Origin of the sequence: Vibrio sp. D3 (genome assembly GCF_043995865.1) — a bacterium.
Classification (GTDB): Bacteria; Pseudomonadota; Gammaproteobacteria; order Enterobacterales; family Vibrionaceae; genus Vibrio; species Vibrio diabolicus.
Genome location: NZ_CP171887.1, coordinates 169,884 through 196,170, shown reverse-complemented (window position 1 = coordinate 196,170; position 26,287 = coordinate 169,884). Strand labels below are relative to the sequence as shown.

The window sequence follows — 26,287 nt, the reverse complement described above, 5'->3', positions numbered from 1 at the left end:
TCTTTTATTCATCTTTTTCCAAGGTTCTGTTATCAACGTAGGGCCAATAATGATGCCCGACTCTGATGAGCAACGTTGCCGCAGCTAAGATAAACGCTGCCAGAGATAACCACACAACCAAAACCGCATCCAGTTCTTTCATTCCTAGTGTGATATAGCGGGCGATCGCCATCATCGCGATATAGATAGGATAGCGTACCGGAATTTTTCCGTTCATCACGAACTGCTGCACCATGGCGAGCACTTCCAGATAGATAAACATCAAAAGAATATCCGTGAGTAAGACACGCTTCTCGACAAATACGTGTACAAACTCTTGCATCATGGCGTACAACGTCGCCAAGGTAATAGAGACTAGTAATACCGCCTCCAAAATATGGAAGATTTTCAGGAACGGTCGACTAAAGGATTTCGGTAAGTTCGACGGCATGGTCCATTATCCAGACAAATAAGATAGGCCTTGAGTTTAGCATGCAACGATCTTCAATCAATCATAATACTCAAGCGCCAATCGACACCAAGACCTAACATAGGCCTATAAAAACGCTCCGCTTATTTGGCGGAGCGTTTTTGTGTTATAGGACCTGTGGCATCACTTACGCCACTTGCTGCTTTTTTTCAGCCAGGCGCTTTTTCTTCCGATATTTAGGGTGGGTGATCGGAATCGCAGATAGGAGTTTCTTGGTGTACTCGTTTTGCGGGTTTGCATAAATTTCTTTCGCGCTGCCTGCTTCTACCACTTTACCAAAATACATCACGGCAACTTTGTCTGAAACGTGTTTCACCACAGAGAGATCGTGAGAGATAAAGATGATCGCCAAGTTCATCTCTTGTTGCAGTTGTAGTAATAGGTTCAGAATTTGTGCCTGTACCGATACATCTAGTGCAGATACCGATTCATCACAAATCAGTAATTTAGGCTTCAATGCAATCGCGCGAGCAATACCGATACGCTGACGTTGGCCGCCTGAAAACTCATGTGGATAGCGGTTGACTGCCGTTTCTGGCAAACCCACCTTGATTAAAAGCTCTTTTACCCACTGTTTGCGCTCGGCTGGTGTACCGATTTTATGAATAACAAACGGTTCTTCTAGAATCATACCGATGGTATGACGCTGATTGAGTGATTCCATTGGGTCTTGAAAGACGATTTGCATGTCTTTACGCAGCGATCGCATCTCTTTGACAGACAGTTTAGTGATGTCTTTACCTTCAAAGAAAATCTTACCTTCCGTTGGCTCGTATAACTTTAAGATCGTGCGACCAAGGGTGCTTTTACCACAACCTGACTCACCAACTAGCCCCAGTGTTTCACCTTCAGAAACAGACAGTGAAACCCCGTCTACCGCTTTGATGGTGTAGCCTTTCTTGAACAGCCCTTTACCAGAAACAAAGTGCTGCTTAAGATTTTCAATTCTTAATACTTCTTTTGCCATAACATCCTCTTTTATGACTCGTTCACTTTGCCCAGTTAACTGGCAAACATACTGGCATCAATAGGCTTGATATCGATCATCTGCTTCGGCTCATTATCTAAGCTCGGCATCAATCCCATTAAACGCTCTGTGTATGGGTGCTGCGGGTTATCAAACAACTCAAAAATTTCTGCTTTTTCGACAATACGCCCACCATACATCACGGCAACATCATCACACACTTCTGCCACAACCCCGAGGTCGTGAGTGATGAAGATCATCGCCATGCCTGTTTCTTCCTGAAGCTCATTCATCAGTTCAAGGATAGACGCCTGAACCGTAACATCCAACGCTGTAGTCGGTTCATCACAAATCAGAATGTCCGGCTTACAGGCCAACGCCATCGCGATCATGACACGCTGGCGCATACCGCCAGATAGGTTATGGGGATACTCATTCAATCGTTTCTCTGGCATTGGGATTTTGACTTTTGCCAGCATCTCAATCGAGAAAGCCTCCCGCTCCTTTTTGTCGAGCTCTGGTCGATGGAGTTCAAGCACTTCACATATTTGACGACCAATAGTGTGTACTGGATTGAGCGCCGTCATCGGATCTTGGAAGATGATCGAAATGCGATCGCCACGCATGGCGTACATCTCTTCCGCAGGCAAATCAACTAAGTTGGTGCCGCGATAATTCACTTCACCTTTGATGATGTTGCCATATGGCTTAGGTAAAAGACCCATGATCGACATTGAGGTTACGCTCTTACCACTGCCTGACTCTCCCACCAGACCGAGTGTACGTCCAGCTCTCACATCAAAGTTCACACCATGCAGCACCTTCACTGGTCCATCATCGGTGGTGAATTCAACTTCGAGATCTTTAACACTTAGGATTACATCGTTTTCCATAACCAATCCTTACAGCTTATAAGTGTCATCTACGACAACAACAGGTTCAAAAGCTTTGCCTGACTTCATCGCTTGTTTCGTTTCTTTCTTGATATCACTATCAATCCAGTAAGTGCCATCGCCTATGATTGCACCACTGAACAGCGCCTCTGTCATGCGATTCATTGGCTTATCTGGAAACTTTAACCAGCGCCAATGACCATAGCGGACATAAGGAACCATGTAGCCTGGGACGATAACGTGAGCATCAATGATGTCACGCTGAATCTCATGACCTAGCTGGATCTTTTTATCCATATCCATGCCAAAGCGATACTCGATGATCTTTTCATCCAGTTCTGGCGTGCTGTAGTTTGTGAAAGAGTTAGTTTGCGGCTTGTTCGCATTGACTGAATGGAAGTACTCCCAATACGTTGGGATCTCAGACGTACCCATATCTAAGAAAGCCAAATCGTGCTTTTTCTCACGTACGTATTTGAACATGGATGAGCCATCAACCAACTTGAGCTCAATATCCAGCCCTGCTAGCTTGGCTTGCTCACGCAAAAAGGCAATACGAGGAGTATGAACAGGTGTTCCGTAGGTCAGCTCGAAGCTTAAGCGCTCACCTTTATCATTGACACGAATACCATCGGAACCAATTTTGTTAAAGCCTGCGGCTTCGAATGCCTCGGCCGCTTTTGCTGGGTCAAATTTCGGTGCTTTCGCGTCTGGTAGGGTATATTTACCATGGCCATAACCGGTCGGGTTTGGCTTACGGGAGTAGTCACCACGCATGATATTCTCAATCATGCCATCAAAATCAATTGCGTAAGTAATGCCCTTGCGAACGTTTAAATCATCCAGTAAAGGCATCGCGGTGTTCATCCATACGCCGCCCGCACCGACTGGAAATTGGTTGTAACCCCAGAACTTTTGAATGTAGCCTTTTTGGTACGGTTCTGTGTTCGATTTATCGTGCCATAGACTTGGCAGAACCAGACCAAATGCATCCAACTTACCCTTTTCAAAATGCTTCATCGCAATATCGCTATCGCGGATCACTGTGATGCGAATCTTGTCGACATTGTAGCGATTTTGGTAGTACTTATTGCTGTAACCCCACCAATCTTCACCAACATGTTTGAAAGTGACACTTCTACCTTTTTTGATATCATCTAGGTAGTACGCACTGGTCGTTGGTTCACTCTTAAAGTTGTAGTAACGGACAAAGTTGTCGTGAATACCATCACCATTTTCATCCTTTGAAGGATTGGCATAAAAGTGTGCGGGACGCGGGCGTAAAGCCCCCATTCTTAGCAATAATTCTTCCGGATTGAACTCTTTCGCGGCCTTAACAGCAAACGTATGAGCGTCGTACTTAATAACGTCCGCAATGGTTTTGTTGTAATAATCGTTGTACCAAGGCTCTAGGATATCCTTAGAACGATAAAACTTAAGCATGAATACAAAATCGTCGGCAGTCACAGGCTTGCCGTCCGACCATTTAGCTTCTGGGTTGAGTTTGAAATAGACGGTTTTATTGTCGCCAGCTAATGCCCACTCGTTAGCAAGTTCAGGGATGAACTCTAAAGTATCTGGGTGGCGAACCACCAATCCAGGGGTCTCATCCAAGATAAAGGAACGCAACCCCGCATTAGCGTCTGGGCCAACACTACGTAACGTCTGAGGAAAACTTGACATGAAGGTGCGATAGGTCCCTCCACGTTTCGCTTCAGGCGAACCATATTGAGGCTCATCCCAGTTTGTTTGCCAGTTTAAGTCAGTCGGAAGCGTTGCTGACATTGCACCAAAACTCAGGGCGCTCAGCGTGGACGCTAAAAATAATTTCTTCATAAAACTTCCCTTTTTATGTTTTGCTCACAATGCTCGCTTAAACATAGCGTGTGAATTTTTTCGGGTCGAAGGCCGCTCGAATGGCTTCACCAATAAAGGTCACCATTACCAACACGAGTACAATTGACGTCACCACTGAGGCAACAATCCATGGCGAGTCTAGGTTAGATTTACCTTGTTGTAGCAGTTCCCCCCAACTTGGCGTTGGTGGCATCAGACCTAAACCTAGATAATCCAAAGCGGTCAGCGCAGTGATGTTTGCTGCAATAGTGAACGGCGCCAATGTCACAATCATTACCATCGTATTCGGTAGGATGTGATTAAACAAAATACGTCCCGTCGATGCCCCTAAAGCACGTGCCGCCATTACGTATTCTCGCGCCGCTTCCTTATAGGTCATGGTCCGCATGTACCATGTCATACCCATCCAGGTGAAAAGCACGTTAATAGCGACAAAGAGAGCGAACGTCGGTTGAACGATTGAGACAAGAATCATAATGACGTACAAAAACGGTACCATTGACCAGATTTCGATAAGTCGCTGTACAAACAAGTCAAATTTACCGCCCCAAAAACCCATAGCACAACCAACTGCGGTACCAATCGCGTAGGAAATTGCCATAGTGAGCAACGCAAATCCCATTGCCGTTCTAAAGCCGTAGACAAGTCGCGCCAAAATATCGCGACCTATCACATCTGTACCTAAATAATGCTTGTTTTCGGCACTAGGCGCTGTTGGCGGGAAATCACCACTAAAATCTTGTTCATATGGGTTCCATGGCACAAGCGGCAAAATAACAAAGTTGTCGCCCCCTTCGGCCTCAAACGCTTTTTGCAGCACGCGATAATCCGCTTCGCTGGATGACTCTTGGCCGAATTCACTGCCTAAACGGACATCACTGACAACAGGAAAATAGTAGCTACCATCGTACTTGACGACTAGCGCTTTACTATTAATCAGAAGTTCAGCAAAGAGCGACAGGATCAACATGATTGAGAGAATGACAAACGACCAATAGCCTCGTTTGATCTCTTTAAAGTGGCGAATTTTCTTTTGAGTTAATGGACTAACTTTAATCATGTTACGCTCCAAACTTCACACGTGGGTCGACTAAAGCAACACAAATATCTGAAATAATGTTACCAATGAGCAGCAACAGCGCATTAATGGCGACAATACCCATAACAACAGGGTAGTCACGCTCCATGATTGATTCGTAACCCAATAAGCCAATGCCATCAATATTGAAGATAACTTCAATCAGGAAGGCACCAGTCATGAAGAACAACAAAGAGTTACCAAAGTGACTCGCGATTGGGATTAAGCTGTTACGCAACGCGTGCTTACGAACCGCCTTTTTGAAAGGTAAGCCCTTCGCGATAGCTGTACGGATATAGTCTGAAGAAAGGTTTTCCATCAGGTTGTTTTTCATCGTCATTGTCAGTGTTGCAAAGTCGCCAATGAGGTAACAGATTAAAGGCAACACCGCGTGCCACATGATGTCCTTGGCGCGTTCAAAGAAAGTTTCGTAATCGTCGAAGTCATCGCCGACAAAGCCTCCCATAGGAAACCATTCCAAGTGATAACTAAATAGCGTGATGAGCAATACACCCACCACATAGCCAGGCAATGCATAGCCCACAAAGATGAGTATTGAAGAAGCGGAATCAAACACAGAGCCGTGCTTGAGCGCCTTGTAATAACCAAGAGGGATCGAGATAAAATAACTGATAAAAAAGGTCATGCCGCCATAAAATAACGACACAGGTAAACGCTCTGCAATCATGTCAGAGACAGGCTCGTAGTAACGTGTTGACTCACCAAGGTCTAGCACGACCAAGCGACTTAGCCACTCCACATACGCTTCTGTCACTGGCTTATCCAGACCGTAAAACGCATTTAGCTCAGCGATTTGATCATCAGAAAGGGCGGTATTGCCACCAGCAGACGTCATTGATGCGGCACCATCCCCTTGAGACTGCATTTGTGACAACATGCGTTCAACAGGTCCGCCCGGCACGAAACGAGTGATAGCAAAGATAAGAATAGTTATCCCGAGAAACGTTGGTATCACCAACGCCAAACGGCGTAAAAAGTACGACAGCATATACAACTTGCTCCTTGTCTACTGTCCAATTCAGGCGGAGTGAAAGAGGAAGTTCCCCGCCTAAAGTGGTGCATATTTATCTCGTAGTAACTAAAACTGTTGAAACACACTCCCTGCGTTTCAAGAACCAGACTTTTCTACTACTGCAATAATTTCAGCGTCATATTTATCTTGAATCCACATCAGCTTCAAGTGTTTGAAACCAAAACATGACAAACTTCCTCCGAAGTCGAAAAACAGAAATGTTTTTGTAAAAAATTATAAAAAACCACAAAAATAATTCACACAGAATATCAATCTAGGCTGTTTAGAGCCAAAACCCTACATAAAAATGCAAATACATGGAATAAATAGACATATCCACCACATGTATATTTGACCTAAAAATACGAGTGAGCCCTTTTATAGCAATGGGTATCATATTTTGATACCACCCTATAAGTTCGAGTCACCAAAGTATGGATTCGATATAAAACTCATCTCAGAACAATTCACTGGAAAAATATCTTTTTTCAGATTCAATTACCCACTAAAAAACCATAGGCAAGATAAGTCATTAAAGTTTATAAGAAACACAAAATACGGTGTTTTATTGAAATTTGATGTCGCCTTGGTAAGGATATTTAGTTTTTTATTCCGCGTTTTAAACCAACCCTGGTTATTTACATCTTTTTTACATTTAAGCATCCCCGTTTACCACTGGTTTGACTTCCTTTTTTCATCTCGGTTATACATTGGCCGAACGTTAACGAAATATTAACGTCACAATTGGCCGCTATGCGGCCAGACATAGGAAATAATAATAATCGGAGCAACAAGGATGTATAAAAACACAACCGCTTTATCTGTTGCGATAAGCCTTGCGTTGGGGACAGCAGCAGTCGTAGCCCCAGCAACAGCACTGGCAGAAGAGCAACAAGTTGAAAAACTTCAAAAGATGAAAGTTACTGGTTCGCGTATCTCCACGACGGATATGGAAGGTCCTTCACCAGTTACTGTTATTAATAGTAAAGATATTGAATCTAAAGGTTTTAACAGCGCGCAAGACGTGTTGAACAGTTTGACTCAAAACACCGGTGGTGTAATGGCTCAAACGAACTCTTTCTCATTCACACCTGCAGCACAGTCAGTCAACTTACGTGGTCTTGGCGCTTCACGCACATTGATTCTTATCGATGGTCGTCGCCTTCCTCAATACCCACTGGCTCAAGATGGCACATCTAACTTCCAAGACATTGGTCAAATCCCTGTTGCCGCTATCGAGCGTGTTGAAGTAATGACTGATTCAGGTTCCGCTATCTACGGCTCCGACGCGATCGGCGGTGTCGTAAACTTCATTTTAAAGAAAGACTTTGATGGCGTTTCTGTAAAAGTACGTGCGGGTGACGCAACAGATGGTGGCTACCAAAATGGCCGTTTAGACGTTGTTGCCGGTAAAGATTTTGACGATAAACGTATTCTCTTCGTTGGCCAATTTGCGGGCAACGAAATGCTTAAGCAATCTGACCGAGATGATTGGGCTGGCGATGACGGTTCTAGCCGTTCTCAGCTAAGTGGTTATTCTAGCTACGGTGCAAACTTTGAAGGCGCAAACGGAACACTTCTAACACCAGCTGATGCTGGTTCTTCATGTAAAGAAGTCGTTGGTGATGCCGCTATTGAACGAGCGGATGGCAAGTGTGGTGTTAACCGCTCTGCATACCGAACGTTGAAACCAGAGAACAAACAAGTAGACCTGCTTTTACGCGGTGAAATGGACATTAACGACAATGTTACTGCCATGGCAGAAGCCCGTTTTGGCTACAAATCTACAGAATCTGAATTCGAACCTAACCCTTACAGTGTCGAAGTTGATGCCACTCACTTCCGCGGCGAAGGTGAATACACTCGCCGTATGGTCGAATTTGGCCCACGCGAAAGTAACACTGAAGCCGATTCTTTTGGCTTAACCTTAGGCTTGAACGGCCTGCTTGCTGATACGTATGATTGGGACCTATCAGCTGGTTACTCTGAGCAAAGCGTTGAAACAAGCAACCCAGCAATCTACCTAACTCTTGATCAAGCCGTACAAAATGGCGATGTCGATCTCCTAGGGCCTATCTCTCAAGACGTTGTAAACAAATACAGCGGCACATCAAGCAAAGAAGCCTACTCAAAGCTTTACTCTGTTAACGGCTCACTGGCCGGTGATTTGGTTGAACTGCCTGCTGGTATGTCTGGCGTTGCTGTTTATGGTGAATGGAACCGTACTGACTACAATGAAACGATTGATGCGACAACAGCAGCTGGTGGTTTCTCTGGTCTAGGCGGAACATCAGGTGGCGGTGACCGTGATCAGATTGGTCTTGGTGTCGAAGCCCTAATTCCTATCATTGAAGATTTGGAAATGAGAGTCGCTGGTCGTTATGACCACTACTTCGACGACTCGGCAACAGGCGGAGCCTTCACTCCTAAAGTAGCACTAGCATACCGTCCTACTGACACTCTATTGCTTCGTGGTAGCTACGGTCTAGGTTTCCGAGCTCCTGACTTGAAACGACTATTTGGCGATCAAACTCGAGGCTTTGGTTCTGGTTTTGACCCTGTGCTTTGTGCCAACGCTGGTGGTAGCGGCCCACAAGATAAAGATAAGTACCCAGAGTGTGATACTCAATACTTCGATACGCTTAACGGCCCTAACTCTGAGCTGAAAGAAGAAACAAGTACAAACATTAACTTGGGTCTAGCTTGGGAACCTGTGGATGACCTTGGCGTAACCGTTGACTGGTACCACATCAAGATGGAAGACGTCGTAACAGCACCAACTTACCAAGACGTAATTAACGATCCAGGTAAATACCCAGGCACAGAAGTAGTTCGTAATACAGATGGTACAATCAAGTCCGTATCTTACGGCCCAGTCAACCAGTCATATGAAGAGCGTTCTGGTGTTGACCTTGCTGTGAAATATGCTTACGACACTAATGAGTTCGGTTCATTCAATACGCGCGTAGCTGTAACTAAGATCTTGATTGCTGAATATCAAGAAAACGACAGTGAGCCAGTAACGGATGAAAGAGATTTCATGCCTGAATACACCGCAACGTTAAACCTTGGCTGGGCATACGAAGATGTCGCTATCAACCTATTTGGTAAATACCGTGACCGTATGTGTTCAAGCTATGCGAACCGTTACTACTTTGATGACTGTGACTCTGCTAAGAAAGCTGGTTACAAAGCAGAAATCGCGAGCATGACAACATGGAACCTAACGGCTTCTTACCAATTCAACGAGAGTGGTCGTGTAACTCTTGGTGCTATCAACATGTTTGACAAGGTACCGCCTGCCGATCCTCTAAATGATACCTCTCCATTCTATGCAACTGGATATGACGATCCAATCGGCCGTCAGCTTTACATCGAGGCATCATACGACTTCTAAAAAATATTTGGCGCGGGTTTTCCGCGCCCTTTTCGACTGACTAAAACACTGACAAGGATGCAACCATGAAATTCAAGGAATTTGGTCTCAGTGCCATAGCTGCAGCATTGCTTACTATCAGTAGTAGCTCTGTAGCGGCCAACTCTGGTGCTGTCGTTTCCACACAAGCAAAAGCAAATCAATCTTCAGAAGCTTCGCAACAAAAAATCGACAACTATGCCGAAAGCACTGAAGGCATGTTGGCAGAATACAAAGGCTTACTTCGTCAAATCGACAGTATGAAAGTCTACAACGAGCAAATTAACCGTATGGTTCAATCGCAGCAAGGCGAGTTGGACTCATTAAATAACCAAATTGCTCAAATCGATCAAACGGCAACAGAAGTGGTGCCACTTACATTAAAAATGATCGATGCACTCGACGAATTTGTGACTCTCGATCTGCCTTTCCAGAAAAAAGAGCGTAATAAGCGAGTTCAAGAACTGCGTCGTCTCATGGATCGCGCCGACGTAACAACTTCAGAGAAATTCCGTAAAGTGATGGAAGCGTACCAAATTGAAGAAGGCTTCTCTCGCTCAATCGAATCTTACAAAGCTAGCCTAGACCGAAATGGTGAAATCGTGACTTACGATTTCCTACGTATTGGTCGCACAGCACTTCTATTCCAATCTCCAGACGGTGGTGAGACAGGTATGTGGAACCAACAAACACGTCAATGGGAAACATTACCAGAAAGCTACCGCATCGCGGTACAGCAAGGCCTTCGTATCGCGAAGAAGCAAGCGCCACCAGCGCTAATCAAACTGCCTGTATTTGCTGGGGAGGAATAAGAGATGAAAGGATTCAAAACTCTAGCCGCTGGCCTACTAGCGAGCTTATTTATGGTTTCTGGCGTACAAGCAGAAGCGCCTAAAAACTTATCTGAACTACTTAAAAACGTAAAATCAGAAAGCATCGTTGAGTCGAAAGAGAACAAAGCCCGTGAAGCTGAGTTCAAGAACAATCGCGATAAGCAAGCGGCATTATTGCAACAAGCTCGCGAAGAGTTAGCTGCGCAGCAAGCACTGGGCGATCAACTTAAAGCAACATTTGATGAAAACGATAAGCAGCTAACTGAACTAACAGAAACCCTACGTGTTCGCTCTGGTACTTTGGGCGAAATGTTTGGTGTGATCCGCCAGTATGCGGGAGAGTTTAAGGGCTTATTTGCAGCCTCTCAAAACGCAGTTCAGTTCCCAGAGCGTGACGCGCTACTAACGAAACTGGCTGAAAGTAAAGAACTGCCGTCAACACAAGAGCTAGAAGCTTTCTGGCATACCATTCTTCAACAAGTGGTTGCTTCTGGCGAAACTGCAACAACCCAAGCAACGGTTGTTTATGGCGAAGGTAAAGAAGCGGTTCGCGATGTCACTCTCGTCGGTGAGTTTAACGCGATTGCCGATGGTAAGTACGTTACTTATGTACCTCAAACAGGTAAGTTCGAAGAACTCTCTCGACAGCCTCGCACCAATATTACACGTCATGTTGCAGGATTTGAGTCAGCGTCAAACAGCTATGAGCCACTGTTTATTGACCCATCCCGTGGTGTAATTCTGTCTCTACTTGTACAAAGCCCTACCGTTCAAGAACGTATTGATCAAGGTGGCATTGTAGGTTACGTCATCCTTGGTATGGGTGCAGTAGGCGCTATCATTGCTCTTGTTTGCTTCCTACGCCTTCAAGTGATTGGCGGTAAAATGCGTAAGCAAGCGAAATCAGAAACCGTGATTCCTGGCAACCCATTGGGTGAAGTTATCCAAGCTTACCAAGAGCACAAAGGTGACAACCTTGAAGATCTGGAAGCGAAGCTGGACGAAATCATTCTACGTAACGCTCCAAGCATTGAACGCTTCATCAGCTCAATCAAGCTATTTGCTTCTGTAGCACCTCTACTTGGCCTACTGGGTACGGTAATGGGTATGATCGGCACATTCCAAGCTATTACTCTGTTCGGTACCGGCGATCCTAAACTGATGGCTGGCGGTATTTCTGAAGCTCTTGTTACCACTATGCTAGGTCTGGTTGTCGCAATTCCATTGCTGTTCCTTTACACCATCGTACACAGCAAAGGTCGTCGTTTGGTTCAAACTCTTGAAGAACAGAGTGCAGGCTTCATCGCTCGCTATCAGGAAAAACTGCATAAAGCCGAAAGCTAAGGAGGCGTTATGTGGTGGTTAGTTGGAGAACTTGAATCAATTAGGCGCTTCTTGGGAATGGGTGGCGATGTACTCGTCGCCATCTTCATCCTCAGCTTTATGCTGTGGGCAGTATTGTTAGAACGTTGGTTCTATTTTGCTGCCGTCGCTCCAAAAGCCATGAAAAAAGCCGTTGGCTCATGGCAAGGGCGCTCAGAGCATCAAAGTTGGAACGCTAAGATGATCCGACAAGAAATCGTTTCTCGTCAGGATATTGAGAATAAAAAGGGACTACCAATCGTGAAAGTATTGATTGCACTCTGTCCTCTACTGGGTCTACTCGGCACCGTTGTCGGCATGATCCAAGTATTCGACATCTTAGCGGTAACAGGAACAGGAAGCCCTCGAGCAATGGCCTCGGGGATCTCAAAGGCAACAATCCCAACTTTAGCCGGGATGGTGGCTTCTCTATCAGGGCTGTTCTTTAGTTCACGTCTTGATCATTTAGCCAAAGTCACAACGCAAAAGCTGGAAGATAAGCTAAAGCATATTGCCTGAGTAAATGGAATTAGAGGTATAGGTCATGAAAAGACGCTATAGCAGTGATAGCAGTGATGAAACCGCTATCGATATGACACCGATGCTCGACATCGTATTTATCATGTTGATCTTCTTTATCGTAACAACATCGTTCGTAAAAGAAGCAGGTCTAGAAGTAAACCGTCCGACGGCAAGCTCAGCGCAAACCGTTAAGAAAGGTAACATCATGGTCGCAGTTGGTGCGGCGGGTGATGTTTGGGTTGATAAACGCCGCATCGAAGTGGACGCGGTTCGCGCGAATATTGAACGTCTTCGTGCAGAAAGTCCTGATGGCGCAGTTGTTATCCAAGCCGACACTGAAGCAAATGCTGGCGTAGTCGTGAAGGTTATGGACCAGATCAAAATGGCAGGTGTAGAAAGCATCTCCATTGCCGCAACCAATAAGGATTAAGCTTATGCGGTATCTGGCCTCAATTGCACTGGCGCTCATTGTCTCCCTCGGGTTGTTCTGGGGGATGGACAAGCTAGTAAACAAAGAGCGCCACGAGTTAGTGTCGAATGATGACCTGCGTATGGTCGAGTTTATTCGCATTAAACCAGAAGAAAAAATACAGGAGAAAAAACGCGAACTTCCAAAACCACCACCACCTAAGCGTCCGCCGCCGCCGCCAGAAATGAAAGTGACAGCGACAGTAAAACCGGTGATGGAGCAGACCCCAATGGATATGCCAAAACTTGACCTACCCGTAAATGTTACAGGTGGCTCGGTGCTTGGACATTATAGCCAGGGTGGAGGTGCACAATTAGCGGGTAGCGGAGGTCCGACCCCTCTTGCAACATTCCAGCCTCAAATGCCTAGAAAGGCTGCGAAAGCAGGAATTGAAAAAGGGGTCGTCTTACTAGAGTTTACTGTAAATGCACGTGGTGCCGTAGAGGACATCAAAGTTCTTAAAGAGCAACCACGACGCTTAGGCCTCGGTCGAGCGGCAAGAAAAACAGTCTCTAAATGGACATTTAAACCAAAATTGGTTGACGGGAAACCTGTTAGCTCGCGCCTATCGCAAGAAATAGAGTTCTCAACCAATTAAGGAGTCACGATGAAAAGTTTATGGAAAAGCAAAGTGGCTTCTTTAATTCTCTTCGCAGGAGTGGCATTTGCCGCTCCTACGATGGCAAAAGAAGCTCCTCAGTTATCAGATCGGACATTTCGAACCGTCAACAAAGTGCAAGAGTTGATCGCAACTGAAAAATATTCAGCGGCGAAAGAAAAACTAGCAAGCGCTTTAGAAAGCACAAGTTCGAAAAAATACGACCGAGCAGTTTTACTTCAGCAAACGGGCTTTTTGTATTCGCTACAAGACAATTATGTGCAAGCCGCGAAATACTTTGCCGAAGCATTAAAGCTCGATGCGCTTCCCGTTCCAGTCGCTCAACAAGTTCGCTACAGCTTGGCTCAACTTTACCTAGCTGAAGAGAAGTACACGTTGTCTGTGAAAACGATGAAGGAATGGTTCAAAGTTGCAGAAACAACCAAAGAGAAGCCTCAAGCTCATGCTTATATCACGTTAGCAAGCGCTTATGTCCAGTTGGAAGATTACAGAAATGCAATCCCACCAACCAAAAAAGCAATTGCGATGAGCAAGAGCCCAAGTGAGTCTTGGTACTTAATTCTCGTTGCCTCTCACTACGAGTTAGGACAGCTGAAAAGCGTTGCCAGTGTGCTTAAAACCCTTACTTCAAAGTACCCTCAGAAAAAGCGTTACTGGATGCAACTTTCTGGCGTTTATATGGAGTTGGGTCAAGAGCAAAACTCTTTAGCAACCTTAGAAATGGTTTACAAAATGGGGAAACTGGAAGGAGAGAAAGAGTACTTACGTTTTGTAAACTTCTTAGCTTACCAAGGTATTCCATATAAAGCGGCCAAAACTCTTGAGAAGGAGATGGCATCTGGAAACATTGAAAAGACGAAGGAAAACTATGATCGCTTGGCCAGCTTCTGGCAGCAAGCTAAAGAGCTAGATAAATCGATTCTCGCTTATAAAAAGTCATATAACATCGCTCCTTCTGCTAAAACGCAAATTCAGATTGCTCGCTTAATGGTACAAGACAAGCAGTATTCTGAAGCGACTCGCTTTGTAGAAAACGCAGCATCGAATGCCTCTAAAGAGCAAAAGGCAGAACTTGAATACATTCGCGGGATGGCCTATTTCGAGCTTAAGCAGCCACAAAAGGCCTTACAGGCTATGAAAGGCGCGGCTCAATCGCCAAAATTCAGGTCTACCGTTAGCCCTTGGATAAATTTCCTAGAATCCCAAGGATAATTTGAAGATTAAGTGTGAGTCAGTCGCACGCCTGGGGAAGTGAAAGCTTCCCCTTTTTTCGTTTGTTTGTGCGCACGCGAGCTCTTTTCAACATTTAAGTAAGACGAAAAGATCAACTGGTAACAAAATAGAGATCATGATACTCTTCGCCTCCATTTTTCTGGCGGGATTATCACCAATATCCATCCCTTTGGTGGTTGATTTATCATTGCCAGTGCTATCGTTATAAGAATGTCGGACTTTCCTTCGGCACTCAATCAATCCAATCAAAAGTGGAACAGTACAATGGGCAAAGGTACTCTCTATATCGTATCTGCACCTAGCGGCGCAGGTAAATCTAGCTTGATCTCAGCGATGTTGGAACGCAATCCAACCTACGCAATGAAAGTGTCTGTGTCTCATACCACGCGTAACATGCGACCTGGTGAAGAAAATGGTGTCCACTACCATTTTGTAGCGAAAGATGAGTTTGAAGCCCTGATCGCTAAAGGTGATTTCCTAGAATACGCTGAAGTGTTTGGTAATTATTACGGCACCTCTCGTGTGTGGATTGAAGAAACGCTAAATAAAGGTATCGACGTTTTTCTAGATATCGACTGGCAAGGCGCACGTCAAATCCGTGAGCAAATGCCTGAAGCCAAAAGCATCTTCATCCTGCCACCATCAAACGGTGAGCTAGAGCGTCGCTTGAACACTCGTGGTCAAGATAGCGATGAAGTGATCGCAAAACGTATGGCTGAAGCCAAGTCAGAAATCTCTCATTACAGCGAATACGACTACGTGATCGTAAACGACGATTTTGATACCGCTTTGATGGACTTTAAAGCCATCTTGCGTGCAGAGAGATTGAAGGAAGAAAAGCAAGCTGCTAAATATAAAGGTATGCTTGACGCGTTGTTAGCAGAGTAACTTCAAAAAAGTCACGCTGTAAAACATAAAGAATTTCTCGTTTTTTGCTCAGTGCGAAAAACACAATAAACTACCTGAGAAAGTCCACAAACGGTGGCTTGTCTAATTGCTAGTAAATAAAGTAGTTAGGTTGTATACTTTCTCGTCATTCTAAAATTTTAGTTAACTATTTGGAGTCCTCATGGCACGCGTAACTGTTCAAGACGCTGTTGAAAAAGTTGGCAACCGTTTCGACCTAGTACTGATTGCGGCTCGCCGCGCTCGTCAAATGCAAACTGGCGGTAAAGATGCACTAGTGCCAGAAGAGAACGATAAGCCAACGGTTATCGCTCTACGCGAAATCGAAGAAGGTTTAATTACTAAAGAAGTTCTAGACGCTCGTGAACGTCAAGAACAGCAAGAGCAAGAAGCGGCAGAGCTAGCGGCAGTAAGCAGCATCGCTCACAACCGTTAATTCTGACTTTAGAATTCAACAACCTCCCGGGCCTATAATTTGTATCTATTCGATAGCCTCAAAGACGTTGCCCAAGAATACCTAACAGAGCCTCAGATTGAGGCTCTGCGTCAATCTTATGTGGTAGCGAGAGATGCCCATGAAGGGCAAACCCGCTCTAGCGGTGAACCATACATCATCCACCCTGTCGCTGTGGCTCGTATCTTGGCCGAAATGCGCCTTGATATCGAAACCCTCCAAGCTGCTTTGCTGCATGACGTCATTGAAGACTGTGATGTAACTAAAGAAGATCTCGAAGAGAAATTCGGCAACACTGTCGCAGAATTGGTTGATGGTGTATCTAAACTGGACAAACTCAAATTCCGCGATAGGAAAGAGGCTCAGGCCGAGAACTTTCGTAAGATGGTTCTGGCCATGGTGCAAGATATCCGCGTCATTCTGATCAAACTGGCTGACCGCACGCACAACATGCGTACGCTTGGCGCGCTTCGACCAGATAAAAAACGTCGTATTGCTCGTGAAACGTTAGAGATTTACGCGCCACTCGCTCATCGTCTTGGTATTCACAATATCAAAACCGAACTCGAAGAGCTGGGCTTTGAAGCGCTATATCCCAACCGCTACCGCGTACTAAAAGAAGTGGTAAAAGCGGCACGCGGCAATCGTAAAGAGATGATCCAACGTATTCACAGCGAAATAGAAGGCCGTCTGCAAGATTTCGGCTTGAATGCTCGTGTGGTTGGTCGTGAGAAAAACCTGTTCTCTATCTATAACAAGATGAAAACCAAAGAACAGCGCTTTCACACCATCATGGATATCTATGCGTTCCGAGTCGTTGTTGATACCGCTGATACTTGTTATCGCGTTTTAGGCCAAGTACACAGCTTGTATAAACCACGTCCTGGTCGCATGAAAGATTACATCGCGGTACCAAAGGCGAACGGCTACCAATCGCTACACACTTCCATGGTTGGCCCACATGGCGTACCTGTTGAAGTTCAGATCCGTACTGAAGATATGGATCAAATGGCGGACAAAGGTGTCGCGGCACACTGGTCTTACAAAGACAAAGGCGACAAGTCTGGCACCACTGCGCAAGTGAAAGCTCAGCGTTGGATGCAAAGCCTGTTAGAGCTACAACAAAGCGCGGGTAACTCATTCGAATTCATTGAAAACGTAAAATCCGATCTTTTCCCAGATGAGATTTACGTCTTCACACCAAAAGGTCGTATCGTTGAATTGCCTTTAGGCGCAACGGCTGTCGACTTTGCCTATGCCGTACATACCGATGTAGGCAACTCTTGTGTTGGTGCTCGTGTTGATCGTAACCCTTACCCATTGAGTAAGGCATTGAAAAACGGTCAGACGGTGGAAATTATCAGTGCCCCTGGTGCGCGTCCGAATGCGGCATGGCTAAACTATGTCGTGACTTCTCGTGCCCGCACTAAGATTCGACAAGTACTGAAAACGATGCGTCGTGAAGAGTCGATTACTTTAGGTCGTCGCCTACTTAATCACGCACTTGGCCGCCACTCGATTGATTCAATTTATCCAGAAAATATCCAAGAAGTCTTGAATGATCTTCGCCTAGAAAGCATCGATGATTTATTGGCAGCTATTGGATTGGGTGAGTTGATGAGCATTGTGATTGCACGTCGTCTCCTTGGTGATACCGAAGAGCTCACGACAACAAGCTCAATCCCAACGGACTCGAAGAAGAAGCTTCCGATTCGTGGCGCAGAAGGCTTATTGCTGACGTTTGCAAATTGTTGTCATCCTATCCCAGATGATCACATTATTGCTCACGTATCGCCTGGTCGTGGTTTGGTTGTTCACCGAGAAACATGTCCGAACGTTCGTGGTTATCAGAAAGAACCAGACCGTTATATGGCTGTCGCTTGGTCTGACGACTACGACAAAGAGTTTATTGCTGAACTTAAAGTCGACATGCTGAACAACCAAGGTGCTCTTGCAGAACTGACCAACGTGATCTCGAAAACAGGGTCAAACATTCATGGTCTTTCAACGGAAGAACGTGATGGTCGTTTGTACACTGTGACTGTGCTGTTGACGACGAAAGATCGCGTCCACCTTGCTGGCATCATGCGTAAGATTAAGGCAATGCCTCAAGCAACCCGAGTCAGACGCAGAAAGAACTAACCTCTATCGCCACCTACTCTGTTAGGTGGCGATTTTTTATACCTCAATAAATATGAACCTAGAACGTTACAACCGCATTCACCAAGTCCTAAAAACTCGCCAAACTGATCTGACACTTTGTCTCGAAGAAGTACATAAGCCAAACAACGTCTCTGCCGTGATCCGCACCGCTGACGCGACAGGCTTACACAAAGTTCATGCCATTTGGCCTGACAAAATGCGTACGCTGAGCCATACCTCAGCAGGCGCGCGTAACTGGGTTGAAGTGGATACTCACGATTCGATTGAAACTGCGATTACCGAACTCAAAGCGCAAGGTATGCAGGTTTTGGTGACCAATCTTTCGGACACCGCCGTCGATTTTCGCGAGATCGACTACACCAAGCCAACGGCCATTATTTTAGGCAGCGAAAAGGTTGGCGCTTCGGAGCAAGCCAAACAGCTTGCCGATCAAGACATTATTATCCCGATGGTGGGCATGGTGCAGTCACTAAACGTATCGGTTGCCAGTGCCGTGATTTTGTATGAAGCGCAACGTCAACGTGAAGCCGCAGGCATGTACGAACGAGAAGAAAGCGCTCTGCCTAAAGAGACAATCAACCGTATTCTCTTTGAACGTGGTCACCCAGTGCTGGCAAAAGTCGCGAAACGAAAAGGACTCGCTTACCCGCCACTCGATGACGAAGGCCAAATCATCGCCGATGATGCGTGGTGGCAAGAGATGCAAAGCAAATAACAGGCTTTCGTCATCCTGAACAGCGACGAAGGAGCGTGATTCAGGATCTAATTCCCGAGTGTGCTGATGCTGATAGTGTTAACTTCAACGACATACTTGTTGGAAATAGATTCCTGATGTCGCTAGGCTCCTCGGAATGACAGGTTATCAGTCAGATCATGACACTAACTAAAGCATGACTATTTTTTCCTGTACAAAAACACAGCTCCATGGTTAACATACTGCTATGTTAACCATTTTCTTGAGCCCTCTATGTCCGCCCAAATGTTATCTGCCGTCCCATTAACCTCCCTTTCTGGGGTTGGCGCGAAAGTCGCAGAAAAACTAGCCAAAGTTGGCTTACATAGCGTTCAAGATTTGCTGTTTCATCTTCCACTGCGCTACGAAGATCGTACCCGTATTTATCCTATTGCTAAACTGCATGCCGGCCTTTGGGCGGCCGTGCAAGGCAAGGTCATGGCTGTCGACACCATCTTCGGTAAGCGCAAAATGCTAACGGTAAAAATCAGCGACGGTAATGGCACTATCACGCTACGCTTTTTCAACTTTACCGCAGCCATGAAGAACAATTTCACGCAAGGTAAGTTAGTACATGCTTACGGTGAAATTAAGCGCGGTGGCGTGGGCTTGGAAATTGTTCATCCTGACTACAAGTTTTACGTCAGCGAGCAAAAGCCCGATGTAGAACAGAGCTTAACCCCTGTTTATCCCACCACCGATGGTTTACGCCAAATCACATTACGCAACCTTACCGAACAAGCTTTAGCGCTGCTTGATAAAACTGCAGTTCAGGAATTACTTCCAGCCGGGCTGTATAACCATCAAATCACGATGTCGCAAGCACTGCACACCATTCATCGCCCACCACCAACCATTAATTTAGATGAGTTTGACGAAGGCAAACATCCTGCCCAAATCCGCTTAATCATGGAAGAGTTGCTAGCACAGAATCTCTCGATGTTGGCGGTGCGTAGCAAAGGTCAGAAGGATTCAGCGCTACCTCTCGGTCCTTGTAATAAACTAAAAACGCAGCTTTTAGCCCAACTGCCTTTCTCTCCTACGAACGCTCAAACCCGAGTAGTACAAGAGATTGAAACCGATTTAGAAAAACCCCACCCAATGATGCGCCTAGTGCAAGGTGATGTGGGATCGGGGAAGACGTTGGTTGCCGCTCTGGCCGCCGTTCGTGCCATTGAGCACGGCTATCAGGTGGCACTCATGGCACCAACCGAACTATTGGCTGAGCAACACGCGATCAACTTCGCCAACTGGTTTGAAACAATGGGCATTCAAGTCGGTTGGTTAGCGGGCAAACTCAAAGGTAAAGCAAAGGAAGCCGAGCTGGCTCGCATTGCCAGTGGTGAAGCGCAAATGGTAGTGGGTACTCACGCGCTATTCCAAGAGCACGTTGAATTTCATCACCTTGCTTTGGTCATCATTGATGAACAGCACCGCTTTGGTGTCCATCAGCGATTAGAGTTACGTGAAAAAGGCGCAAAACAAGGCGCCTACCCACATCAGTTGATCATGACGGCAACGCCTATTCCTCGCACGTTAGCGATGACCGCATACGCTGACCTGGAAACTTCCGTGATTGACGAACTGCCTCCGGGTCGAACGCCGATTCAAACCGTCGCCATTCCTGACACAAAACGTGACGACATCGTCGAGCGTGTCCGAAATGCCTGTTTAAACGAAGGTAAGCAGGCATATTGGGTGTGTACTCTGATTGATGAGTCGGAAGTATTAGAAGCACAAGCCGCGGCTGATACCGCTGAAGAGCTTCAACGTAAGCTACCGGACGTAAAAATTGGTCTAGTACACGGCCGAATGAAGCCGGCAGAGAAACAAGCGGTGATGCAAGATTTCAAAGACAATAAACTGCATTTGCTGGTCGCAACAACAGTGATTGAAGTTGGCGTGGATGTGCCAAACTCTAGCTTGATGATCATAGAAAACCCTGAACGTCTTGGTTTGGCACAATTACACCAGTTGAGAGGTCGCGTGGGCCGAGGTTCCGTTGCTAGCCATTGTGTGCTGCTGTACCACTCTCCACTGTCGAAAACCGCGCAAAAACGTCTCGGAGTACTACGTGAAAGTAACGATGGCTTCGTCATTGCACAGAAAGACCTAGAAATTCGTGGCCCGGGCGAACTCTTGGGTACAAAACAGACTGGTCTTGCTGATTTCAAAATCGCAGACTTAGTTCGAGATCAACGTCTGATTCCCGAAGTTCAGCGCATTGCGCGTCATATTCATGACAATTACCCGAATAACGCAACAGCAATTATTGATCGCTGGTTGGGTGAGCGGGATATTTACTCCAAAGCATAGTGATTAAAAGCGAGCCAAATGGCTCGTTTTTTAATACGCTAAAAACCAAAGCAATCGTTTGCTTTTTAGGTAAATCTCTCTATAATCGCGCACAAATTTTTAAGTGTGTTGCATCACACTCCACCAACCTGAGTTGACTCTGATTAACAGCAATCACAGGTAACGACGTCAACTCCACCCTGCTCTCCCATTCAGCGAGATCTGGGAATATATTGCGACTAGCGAGACAAACAATGACAACTTCAAACCGATCTTCGGAACTGGTCTATCAACTCAATGAACGACCACCTTTGCCTCAAACTATTTTTGCCGCACTTCAGCACTTATTGGCGATGTTCGTCGCGGTTATCACTCCGTCACTGATCATCTGTCAGTCTTTGGGTGTACCAGCAGACCAAACGAATACCATCATCAGCATGTCTTTATTTGCGTCAGGCGTGTCTTCGTTTATTCAAATTCGCACCTTTGGCCCAATTGGCTCTGGTTTACTCTCTGTTCAAGGCACCAGCTTTAACTTTTTAGGCCCTATTATTGGTGCAGGCCTATCGCTAAAAGCTGGTGGAGCAGACATCAGCACCATGATGGCAGCCATTTTTGGTACGATTTTAGTCGCATCATTTGCAGAGATTTTCCTATCTCGCGTATTAGAGCATGCTCGTCGCATTATCACTCCGCTCGTTTCAGGCATTGTCGTCACTCTTATCGGTCTCACACTGATTCAAGTCGGCTTAGTATCAATGGGCGGTGGCTACGCAGCATTAAATGAAGGCACATTCGGCAGCTTAGACAAACTTGCGCTCGCAGGAACGGTACTTGGCTTAATTGTGATATTAAACCGCTCTAAAAACCCATACATCCGTGTGGCTTCGATTGTGATTGCGATGCTAGTAGGCTACATCATGGCGTATTTTATGGGGATGGTAGATACTTCTCAGCTAGGCACAACCGAGCTTGTAGCACTACCGGTACCAATGCAATATGGCTTATCGTTTGACTGGTCACTGTTCATTCCGCTGGTACTGATTTTCTTTATTACCGCACTAGAAGCCATCGGCGATATTACCGCCACATCCGAAGTGTCTGGCGAGCCAGTCAAAGGCCCTGTGTACATGAAACGCATTAAGGGTGGTGTGTTAGCAGACGGCTTAAACTCTGCAATCGCAGCCGTGTTTAACAGTTTCCCGAACTCCACCTTTAGCCAGAATAACGGCATCATCATGCTAACAGGGGTCGCGAGCCGTTACGTGGGTTACTTTATTTCTGCCATGTTAGTGATTCTTGGCTTGTTTCCTGGTGTTGCTAGCTTTGTTCAGCTGATTCCTGAGCCAGTACTTGGCGGCGCAACGATTGTCATGTTTGGTACGATTGCTGCCGCTGGTGTGCGTATTATCTCTCGTGTTGAGCTCGATCGCCGCGCAATTCTGATCATGGCCTTATCCTTCTCAATGGGGCTTGGTATCGCGCAAAAACCAGAGATTCTGCAATTCATGCCAGAATTTATTAAGAGTATTTTCTCCACTGGCGTTGCTGCAGGTGGTATCACAGCGATCATTTTAAACCTACTTCTGCCAGAGAAACTGGAAGACGAAGATGAACTTCCTCAAGAAGTGAAAGAGTCTTAATAAGATTGTAGAGAAAAGCAAAGCCCAACCTGTTTAGGTTGGGCTTTTTGTTTTAAATGGTACAGTCATCGACTTACTTGGTAGGAAAGCTGATTTGAGCGATTAAACCGCCTTCACTGCGATTACGCATCACCACAGAGCCTGAGTGCTGGCTGATTATACGCTTCACTATCGCCAGCCCAAGCCCTGTACCTTCACTGCCGCGAGCTGTATCACCACGCGTAAAGGGTTCAAATAATTTTGCGATTTGAGAATGCTCGATACCCGGTCCGTTGTCTTCTACCGATATCCACACTAGCTGCTTATCTGCCGTCACACCGGTACTGATTTTGACCCATCCATTGCCGTAACGCAGTGCATTGACAACTAAATTACTGATCGCCCGTTTAATCGCAATAGCGCTTCCTTTGGCTGGTGGCAGGTTAGGATTAAGATCCGTTTCAATTTCAGCCTCATAACCACCTTCCGAACTGGCGACATCACTGGCAATCGTACTGATATCCACAGGTTCAAACGATTCTTTGTTCACCGGTTTGAGGTAGTCCATAAACTGACTAATGATCTCATTACATTCTTCCGTATCGCTAATGATCCCTTCAGCAAGGTAGCTATCCTCGGGAGACATCATTTCTGTCGCTAAGCGAATGCGCGTCAGCGGTGTTCGCAAGTCATGGCTAATCCCCGCCATTAATAGGGCGCGATCTTCTTCGAGCTCCTGAATACCTTTGGACATTTGATTAAACGCTCGGGTTACAGAGCGAATTTCCGATGCGCCTTTTTCTGCCAACGGTGGCGGGATTTCACCTCGACCGACATCTTTCGCGGCTCTCTCTAAAGCCAAAAGTGGGCGGTTTTGTAAACGAATAAACAACCAACCACCAGCAATGATCAGCAGTGCCATAATCAAGCTGTTACGAAATAGCGGTGCAAAATCTTCTTCTTGCAGCTCAGATAAAGGAATACGAATGATGGAGTTCGGCAACTTTTCGATGTGCATCCACAAGATGTAACTTTCATTGCCAAGCAATAAGCGTACTTCGGTGGGCGAACCTAGCTCTTGGCTCATTTCTTCAGACATCAAATCAATCGACATCGCGTGATGAAATTCAACCGCTTTATCGCTGTCGAGGCTGTGAACCGTCACCCCCAGCCTTTCTAATAATTGACGTCTCAGCGGTGCATCAGATTTTAATGGCCCTTCATCATCAAGCACCAAATTGAGCTCATGGGCGAGAATTTTATTGAACTGCTGCAAACTCGGCATCAACGCGTAGTTAAAAACGGCGTAGTAAGAGAAAACTTGGCTAGCGAGGAGCAAAGAGATGAACAGCAGAATAGATTGTGTCAGTGAACTTCGGATGCGCATGGAACGTTCCTGGTGGTCCTAATCGCGAAATTTCAGCCTTCGAAAGGAAGGACTTGAAGGCTGAAGTTGCTATAGCCAAGTGCTGGCTATGGAGTGAGGAGATTACACCTCTTTGCCGTCTGGGACGAAAACGTAACCTAACCCCCACACGGTTTGAATGTAGCGTGGCTTGCTCGGATCGTCTTCTAACATGCGACGCAAACGTGAGATTTGCACGTCAATAGAACGTTCCATCGCAGAATATTCACGGCCACGTGCCATGTTCATCAATTTGTCACGTGACATCGGCTCTCGCGCATTCGTCACGAGCGCTTTCAGGACAGCAAACTCTCCTGAGGTCAGTGGCATTGCCTCGTCACCGCGGAACATCTCGCGAGTGCCTAGATTGAGTCGGAACTCACCAAACTCCACTACTTTTTCTTCGGTGCTTGGCGCGCCCGGTAACTCTACGGTTTGACGGCGTAGTACGGCTTTAATGCGAGCGAGTAATTCACGTGGGTTAAATGGTTTTGGCAAATAATCATCCGCCCCCACTTCCAGACCCACAATGCGGTCCACTTCATCACCTTTCGCGGTGAGCATTAAGATTGGCAGCATGTTGTTCGCGTGGCGTAGACGACGACAAATCGACAAACCGTCTTCACCTGGCAACATTAGGTCTAGCACCATTAAGTGAAAGTTTTCGCGCGTTAGTAGGCGATCCATCTGTTCGCCATTGGCGACACTTCGGACCTGAAAACCTTGCTCAGAAAGGTAACGCTCCAATAGAGCACGTAAACGAGCATCGTCATCAACCACTAAAATTTTATGATTTTCTTGCATTGAAACATCCTTTCAGAAGCATCTATTGTCGAAAATGTATCACTGTTTTTCCTAACGTGCTCAAGCAAATTGTTACTCTTTTTATCTTAAGCGCTTTATTTTCTCTCTAGCAGGTATTTTCAGCACCTACTATTGGCCATAATTCCATTCCAGTTCACGTTTGGCCTCAAGCAACTCTTGTTGTGCTTCTGCCAATTTGTGACGTTTTTTCTCGATTTTGTCTGCTTTCCCTGAACGCTGCGCTTCCGCTAGTTCTTGCTCACGCTCCTCAACGTCTCGCGCCTTTTCGTCCACTTCCGTTTGCAGTTCTTGACGCAGTTCACCTTCCGAACATTCATTCTGGATAGCGGTAAGTGCCTGTTCTAAGCCTTTAATTCGATGTTCATTACCTTGTGCTTTCGCATACTCAAGCTGCTGTTCTACCGCTAACTCTTTGGCGTCACAGCCTTTAACTTCATCTTGAGCAAAAACTGAGAGTGAGAATCCTATTGTTAGTGCAGCGCTACACATGACTGCTTTGTTCATTTTACTTCTCCGATAAAGGCACCATGCCTTTGTATCCAATAAGCTGACGTTGAGACTCAAGTCACTTCTAGTGAACTTCAAGAGACTTGAATCGGTGATAAAGCCTCAGTCTTCCAAGGCTGGTTTGTTGTATTCAATCGAGTTAATGAACCACTCTTTTTCACCTTCTGGGGTTCGCACCGTGAACTCTTCATCCACTTGTTTTTTCAACATCGCTCGCGCCATAGGTGAATCGATAGAGATGTAGTCTTTCGCATCTCCATAAATCTCTTCAGGCCCAACAATGCGGAACTTCTTCACCTCTCCTGCCTCATTTTCTATTTCAACCCAAGCACCAAAAAAGACTTTGCCTTCTTGCTGCGGAGAATAGTCAACGATCGTGACTTCAGGCAGAAACTTGCGAAGAAATCGAACACGACGATCGATCTGACGAAGCAGACGTTTGTTGAAGGTGTAATCCGCATTTTCTGAGCGATCGCCCAGGCTCGCCGCCCAAGTGACGATTTTGGTGATTTCAGGACGCTTTTCATTCCAAAGGTAATCATGCTCTTGTTTGAGTTTGTTATAACCTTCACGGGTAATCAGCTTAGTTTTCAAGTTAACTCCTATCTCAACTAAAAAATGCCGCTC

Annotated in this window: 23 protein-coding genes; 13 read left to right on the top strand and 10 right to left on the bottom strand. The window is 45.9% G+C overall.

Annotated features, from left to right (window positions below; translation table 11 throughout):
* Window positions 1-4: 4 nt before the first annotated feature.
* The 6 genes from ACHFJ9_RS08920 to ACHFJ9_RS08895 all read right to left on the bottom strand — a co-directional run bounded on the left by ACHFJ9_RS08920 (window position 5) and on the right by ACHFJ9_RS08895 (window position 6,273).
* Window positions 5-430 (bottom strand): phosphate-starvation-inducible protein PsiE, encoded by a 426-nt coding sequence (locus ACHFJ9_RS08920; RefSeq protein WP_012841209.1) that lies wholly within the window; start codon window positions 428-430, stop codon window positions 5-7.
* A gap of 166 nt (window positions 431-596) precedes the next feature.
* Complete coding sequence (locus tag ACHFJ9_RS08915) at window positions 597-1,436, bottom strand: ABC transporter ATP-binding protein (protein WP_005394930.1); 840 nt, start codon at window positions 1,434-1,436, stop codon at window positions 597-599.
* Between the two features lie 35 nt (window positions 1,437-1,471).
* Window positions 1,472-2,329, bottom strand: a complete 858-nt coding sequence (locus ACHFJ9_RS08910; RefSeq protein WP_005394932.1) for an ABC transporter ATP-binding protein — start codon at window positions 2,327-2,329, stop codon at window positions 1,472-1,474.
* A 9-nt stretch (window positions 2,330-2,338) separates the two neighbouring features.
* Window positions 2,339-4,165 carry an extracellular solute-binding protein gene (locus ACHFJ9_RS08905; protein ID WP_317397018.1) on the bottom strand — a complete coding sequence of 609 codons (1,827 nt, stop codon included), beginning with the start codon at window positions 4,163-4,165 and terminating at the stop codon, window positions 2,339-2,341.
* Between the two features lie 37 nt (window positions 4,166-4,202).
* Window positions 4,203-5,246 carry an ABC transporter permease gene (locus ACHFJ9_RS08900; protein ID WP_006741815.1) on the bottom strand — a complete coding sequence of 348 codons (1,044 nt, stop codon included), beginning with the start codon at window positions 5,244-5,246 and terminating at the stop codon, window positions 4,203-4,205.
* 1 nt (window position 5,247) lies between these two features.
* On the bottom strand, window positions 5,248-6,273 hold the full coding sequence (locus ACHFJ9_RS08895) for an ABC transporter permease subunit (RefSeq protein ID WP_005394935.1): 1,026 nt from the start codon (window positions 6,271-6,273) through the stop codon (window positions 5,248-5,250).
* A gap of 820 nt (window positions 6,274-7,093) precedes the next feature.
* Between ACHFJ9_RS08895 and ACHFJ9_RS08890 the strand changes: the two genes are divergently transcribed.
* From ACHFJ9_RS08890 to ACHFJ9_RS08830, 13 genes are all read left to right on the top strand, one after another.
* Entirely contained in the window at window positions 7,094-9,694 is a 2,601-nt protein-coding gene (locus tag ACHFJ9_RS08890; protein ID WP_006741813.1) for a TonB-dependent receptor plug domain-containing protein, read from the top strand.
* Window positions 9,695-9,759: 65 nt separating this feature from the next.
* Complete coding sequence (locus ACHFJ9_RS08885; RefSeq protein ID WP_006741812.1) at window positions 9,760-10,524, top strand: DUF3450 domain-containing protein; 765 nt, start codon at window positions 9,760-9,762, stop codon at window positions 10,522-10,524.
* Between the two features lie 3 nt (window positions 10,525-10,527).
* A complete protein-coding gene (locus tag ACHFJ9_RS08880) occupies window positions 10,528-11,889 on the top strand; it encodes a MotA/TolQ/ExbB proton channel family protein (RefSeq protein WP_395356539.1) in 1,362 nt (453 codons plus the stop codon).
* Between the two features lie 9 nt (window positions 11,890-11,898).
* On the top strand, window positions 11,899-12,426 hold the full coding sequence (locus tag ACHFJ9_RS08875) for a MotA/TolQ/ExbB proton channel family protein (RefSeq protein WP_005379363.1): 528 nt from the start codon (window positions 11,899-11,901) through the stop codon (window positions 12,424-12,426).
* Between the two features lie 25 nt (window positions 12,427-12,451).
* Entirely contained in the window at window positions 12,452-12,859 is a 408-nt protein-coding gene (locus ACHFJ9_RS08870) for an ExbD/TolR family protein (protein ID WP_005379359.1), read from the top strand.
* Between the two features lie 4 nt (window positions 12,860-12,863).
* Window positions 12,864-13,496: an energy transducer TonB gene (locus ACHFJ9_RS08865; RefSeq protein WP_006741809.1), complete on the top strand. Its 633-nt coding sequence runs from the start codon at window positions 12,864-12,866 to the stop codon at window positions 13,494-13,496.
* Window positions 13,497-13,505: 9 nt separating this feature from the next.
* Window positions 13,506-14,729, top strand: coding sequence for a tetratricopeptide repeat protein (locus ACHFJ9_RS08860; protein ID WP_047009404.1), 1,224 nt, complete (start codon window positions 13,506-13,508; stop codon window positions 14,727-14,729).
* A 285-nt stretch (window positions 14,730-15,014) separates the two neighbouring features.
* On the top strand, window positions 15,015-15,638 hold the full coding sequence (gene gmk, locus ACHFJ9_RS08855) for a guanylate kinase (RefSeq protein ID WP_005394946.1): 624 nt from the start codon (window positions 15,015-15,017) through the stop codon (window positions 15,636-15,638).
* A gap of 181 nt (window positions 15,639-15,819) precedes the next feature.
* Entirely contained in the window at window positions 15,820-16,092 is a 273-nt protein-coding gene (gene rpoZ, locus ACHFJ9_RS08850; protein ID WP_005379346.1) for a DNA-directed RNA polymerase subunit omega, read from the top strand.
* 39 nt (window positions 16,093-16,131) lie between these two features.
* Window positions 16,132-18,252, top strand: a complete 2,121-nt coding sequence (gene spoT, locus ACHFJ9_RS08845; protein ID WP_005394948.1) for a bifunctional GTP diphosphokinase/guanosine-3',5'-bis pyrophosphate 3'-pyrophosphohydrolase — start codon at window positions 16,132-16,134, stop codon at window positions 18,250-18,252.
* Window positions 18,253-18,304: 52 nt separating this feature from the next.
* Window positions 18,305-18,988, top strand: a complete 684-nt coding sequence (gene trmH / locus ACHFJ9_RS08840) for a tRNA (guanosine(18)-2'-O)-methyltransferase TrmH (protein ID WP_104974601.1) — start codon at window positions 18,305-18,307, stop codon at window positions 18,986-18,988.
* A 252-nt stretch (window positions 18,989-19,240) separates the two neighbouring features.
* The gene (gene recG, locus ACHFJ9_RS08835; protein ID WP_317397023.1) at window positions 19,241-21,322 is read left to right on the top strand and encodes an ATP-dependent DNA helicase RecG; all 2,082 of its coding nucleotides are present in this window, start codon (window positions 19,241-19,243) and stop codon (window positions 21,320-21,322) included.
* A gap of 233 nt (window positions 21,323-21,555) precedes the next feature.
* A complete protein-coding gene (locus ACHFJ9_RS08830) occupies window positions 21,556-22,944 on the top strand; it encodes a uracil-xanthine permease family protein (protein ID WP_395356533.1) in 1,389 nt (462 codons plus the stop codon).
* A 73-nt stretch (window positions 22,945-23,017) separates the two neighbouring features.
* Here the strand turns inward: ACHFJ9_RS08830 and envZ are convergent, their stop codons facing one another.
* The 4 genes from envZ to greB all read right to left on the bottom strand — a co-directional run bounded on the left by envZ (window position 23,018) and on the right by greB (window position 26,254).
* A complete protein-coding gene (gene envZ, locus ACHFJ9_RS08825; RefSeq protein ID WP_164666583.1) occupies window positions 23,018-24,310 on the bottom strand; it encodes a two-component system sensor histidine kinase EnvZ in 1,293 nt (430 codons plus the stop codon).
* A 102-nt stretch (window positions 24,311-24,412) separates the two neighbouring features.
* Window positions 24,413-25,132: a two-component system response regulator OmpR gene (ompR, locus tag ACHFJ9_RS08820; protein ID WP_005394960.1), complete on the bottom strand. Its 720-nt coding sequence runs from the start codon at window positions 25,130-25,132 to the stop codon at window positions 24,413-24,415.
* Between the two features lie 129 nt (window positions 25,133-25,261).
* Window positions 25,262-25,657 carry a DUF1090 domain-containing protein gene (locus ACHFJ9_RS08815; protein ID WP_258643185.1) on the bottom strand — a complete coding sequence of 132 codons (396 nt, stop codon included), beginning with the start codon at window positions 25,655-25,657 and terminating at the stop codon, window positions 25,262-25,264.
* 105 nt (window positions 25,658-25,762) lie between these two features.
* Window positions 25,763-26,254, bottom strand: coding sequence for a transcription elongation factor GreB (gene greB / locus ACHFJ9_RS08810; protein WP_005394962.1), 492 nt, complete (start codon window positions 26,252-26,254; stop codon window positions 25,763-25,765).
* Window positions 26,255-26,287: the final 33 nt, after the last annotated feature.

Coding starts and splice junctions, on each gene's coding strand:
- ompR (WP_005394960.1), bottom strand. CDS start 25,132: ATGCAAGAAAATCATAAAATTTTAGTGGTTGATGACGATGCTCGTTTA.
- ACHFJ9_RS08915 (WP_005394930.1), bottom strand. CDS start 1,436: ATGGCAAAAGAAGTATTAAGAATTGAAAATCTTAAGCAGCACTTTGTT.
- ACHFJ9_RS08860 (WP_047009404.1), top strand. CDS start 13,506: ATGAAAAGTTTATGGAAAAGCAAAGTGGCTTCTTTAATTCTCTTCGCA.
- ACHFJ9_RS08895 (WP_005394935.1), bottom strand. CDS start 6,273: ATGCTGTCGTACTTTTTACGCCGTTTGGCGTTGGTGATACCAACGTTT.
- ACHFJ9_RS08890 (WP_006741813.1), top strand. CDS start 7,094: ATGTATAAAAACACAACCGCTTTATCTGTTGCGATAAGCCTTGCGTTG.
- envZ (WP_164666583.1), bottom strand. CDS start 24,310: ATGCGCATCCGAAGTTCACTGACACAATCTATTCTGCTGTTCATCTCT.
- gmk (WP_005394946.1), top strand. CDS start 15,015: ATGGGCAAAGGTACTCTCTATATCGTATCTGCACCTAGCGGCGCAGGT.
- rpoZ (WP_005379346.1), top strand. CDS start 15,820: ATGGCACGCGTAACTGTTCAAGACGCTGTTGAAAAAGTTGGCAACCGT.
- ACHFJ9_RS08880 (WP_395356539.1), top strand. CDS start 10,528: ATGAAAGGATTCAAAACTCTAGCCGCTGGCCTACTAGCGAGCTTATTT.
- trmH (WP_104974601.1), top strand. CDS start 18,305: ATGAACCTAGAACGTTACAACCGCATTCACCAAGTCCTAAAAACTCGC.
- ACHFJ9_RS08870 (WP_005379359.1), top strand. CDS start 12,452: ATGAAAAGACGCTATAGCAGTGATAGCAGTGATGAAACCGCTATCGAT.
- ACHFJ9_RS08920 (WP_012841209.1), bottom strand. CDS start 430: ATGCCGTCGAACTTACCGAAATCCTTTAGTCGACCGTTCCTGAAAATC.
- ACHFJ9_RS08900 (WP_006741815.1), bottom strand. CDS start 5,246: ATGATTAAAGTTAGTCCATTAACTCAAAAGAAAATTCGCCACTTTAAA.
- ACHFJ9_RS08830 (WP_395356533.1), top strand. CDS start 21,556: ATGACAACTTCAAACCGATCTTCGGAACTGGTCTATCAACTCAATGAA.
- ACHFJ9_RS08815 (WP_258643185.1), bottom strand. CDS start 25,657: ATGAACAAAGCAGTCATGTGTAGCGCTGCACTAACAATAGGATTCTCA.
- ACHFJ9_RS08910 (WP_005394932.1), bottom strand. CDS start 2,329: ATGGAAAACGATGTAATCCTAAGTGTTAAAGATCTCGAAGTTGAATTC.
- recG (WP_317397023.1), top strand. CDS start 19,241: ATGTCCGCCCAAATGTTATCTGCCGTCCCATTAACCTCCCTTTCTGGG.
- ACHFJ9_RS08875 (WP_005379363.1), top strand. CDS start 11,899: ATGTGGTGGTTAGTTGGAGAACTTGAATCAATTAGGCGCTTCTTGGGA.
- ACHFJ9_RS08885 (WP_006741812.1), top strand. CDS start 9,760: ATGAAATTCAAGGAATTTGGTCTCAGTGCCATAGCTGCAGCATTGCTT.
- ACHFJ9_RS08905 (WP_317397018.1), bottom strand. CDS start 4,165: ATGAAGAAATTATTTTTAGCGTCCACGCTGAGCGCCCTGAGTTTTGGT.
- ACHFJ9_RS08865 (WP_006741809.1), top strand. CDS start 12,864: ATGCGGTATCTGGCCTCAATTGCACTGGCGCTCATTGTCTCCCTCGGG.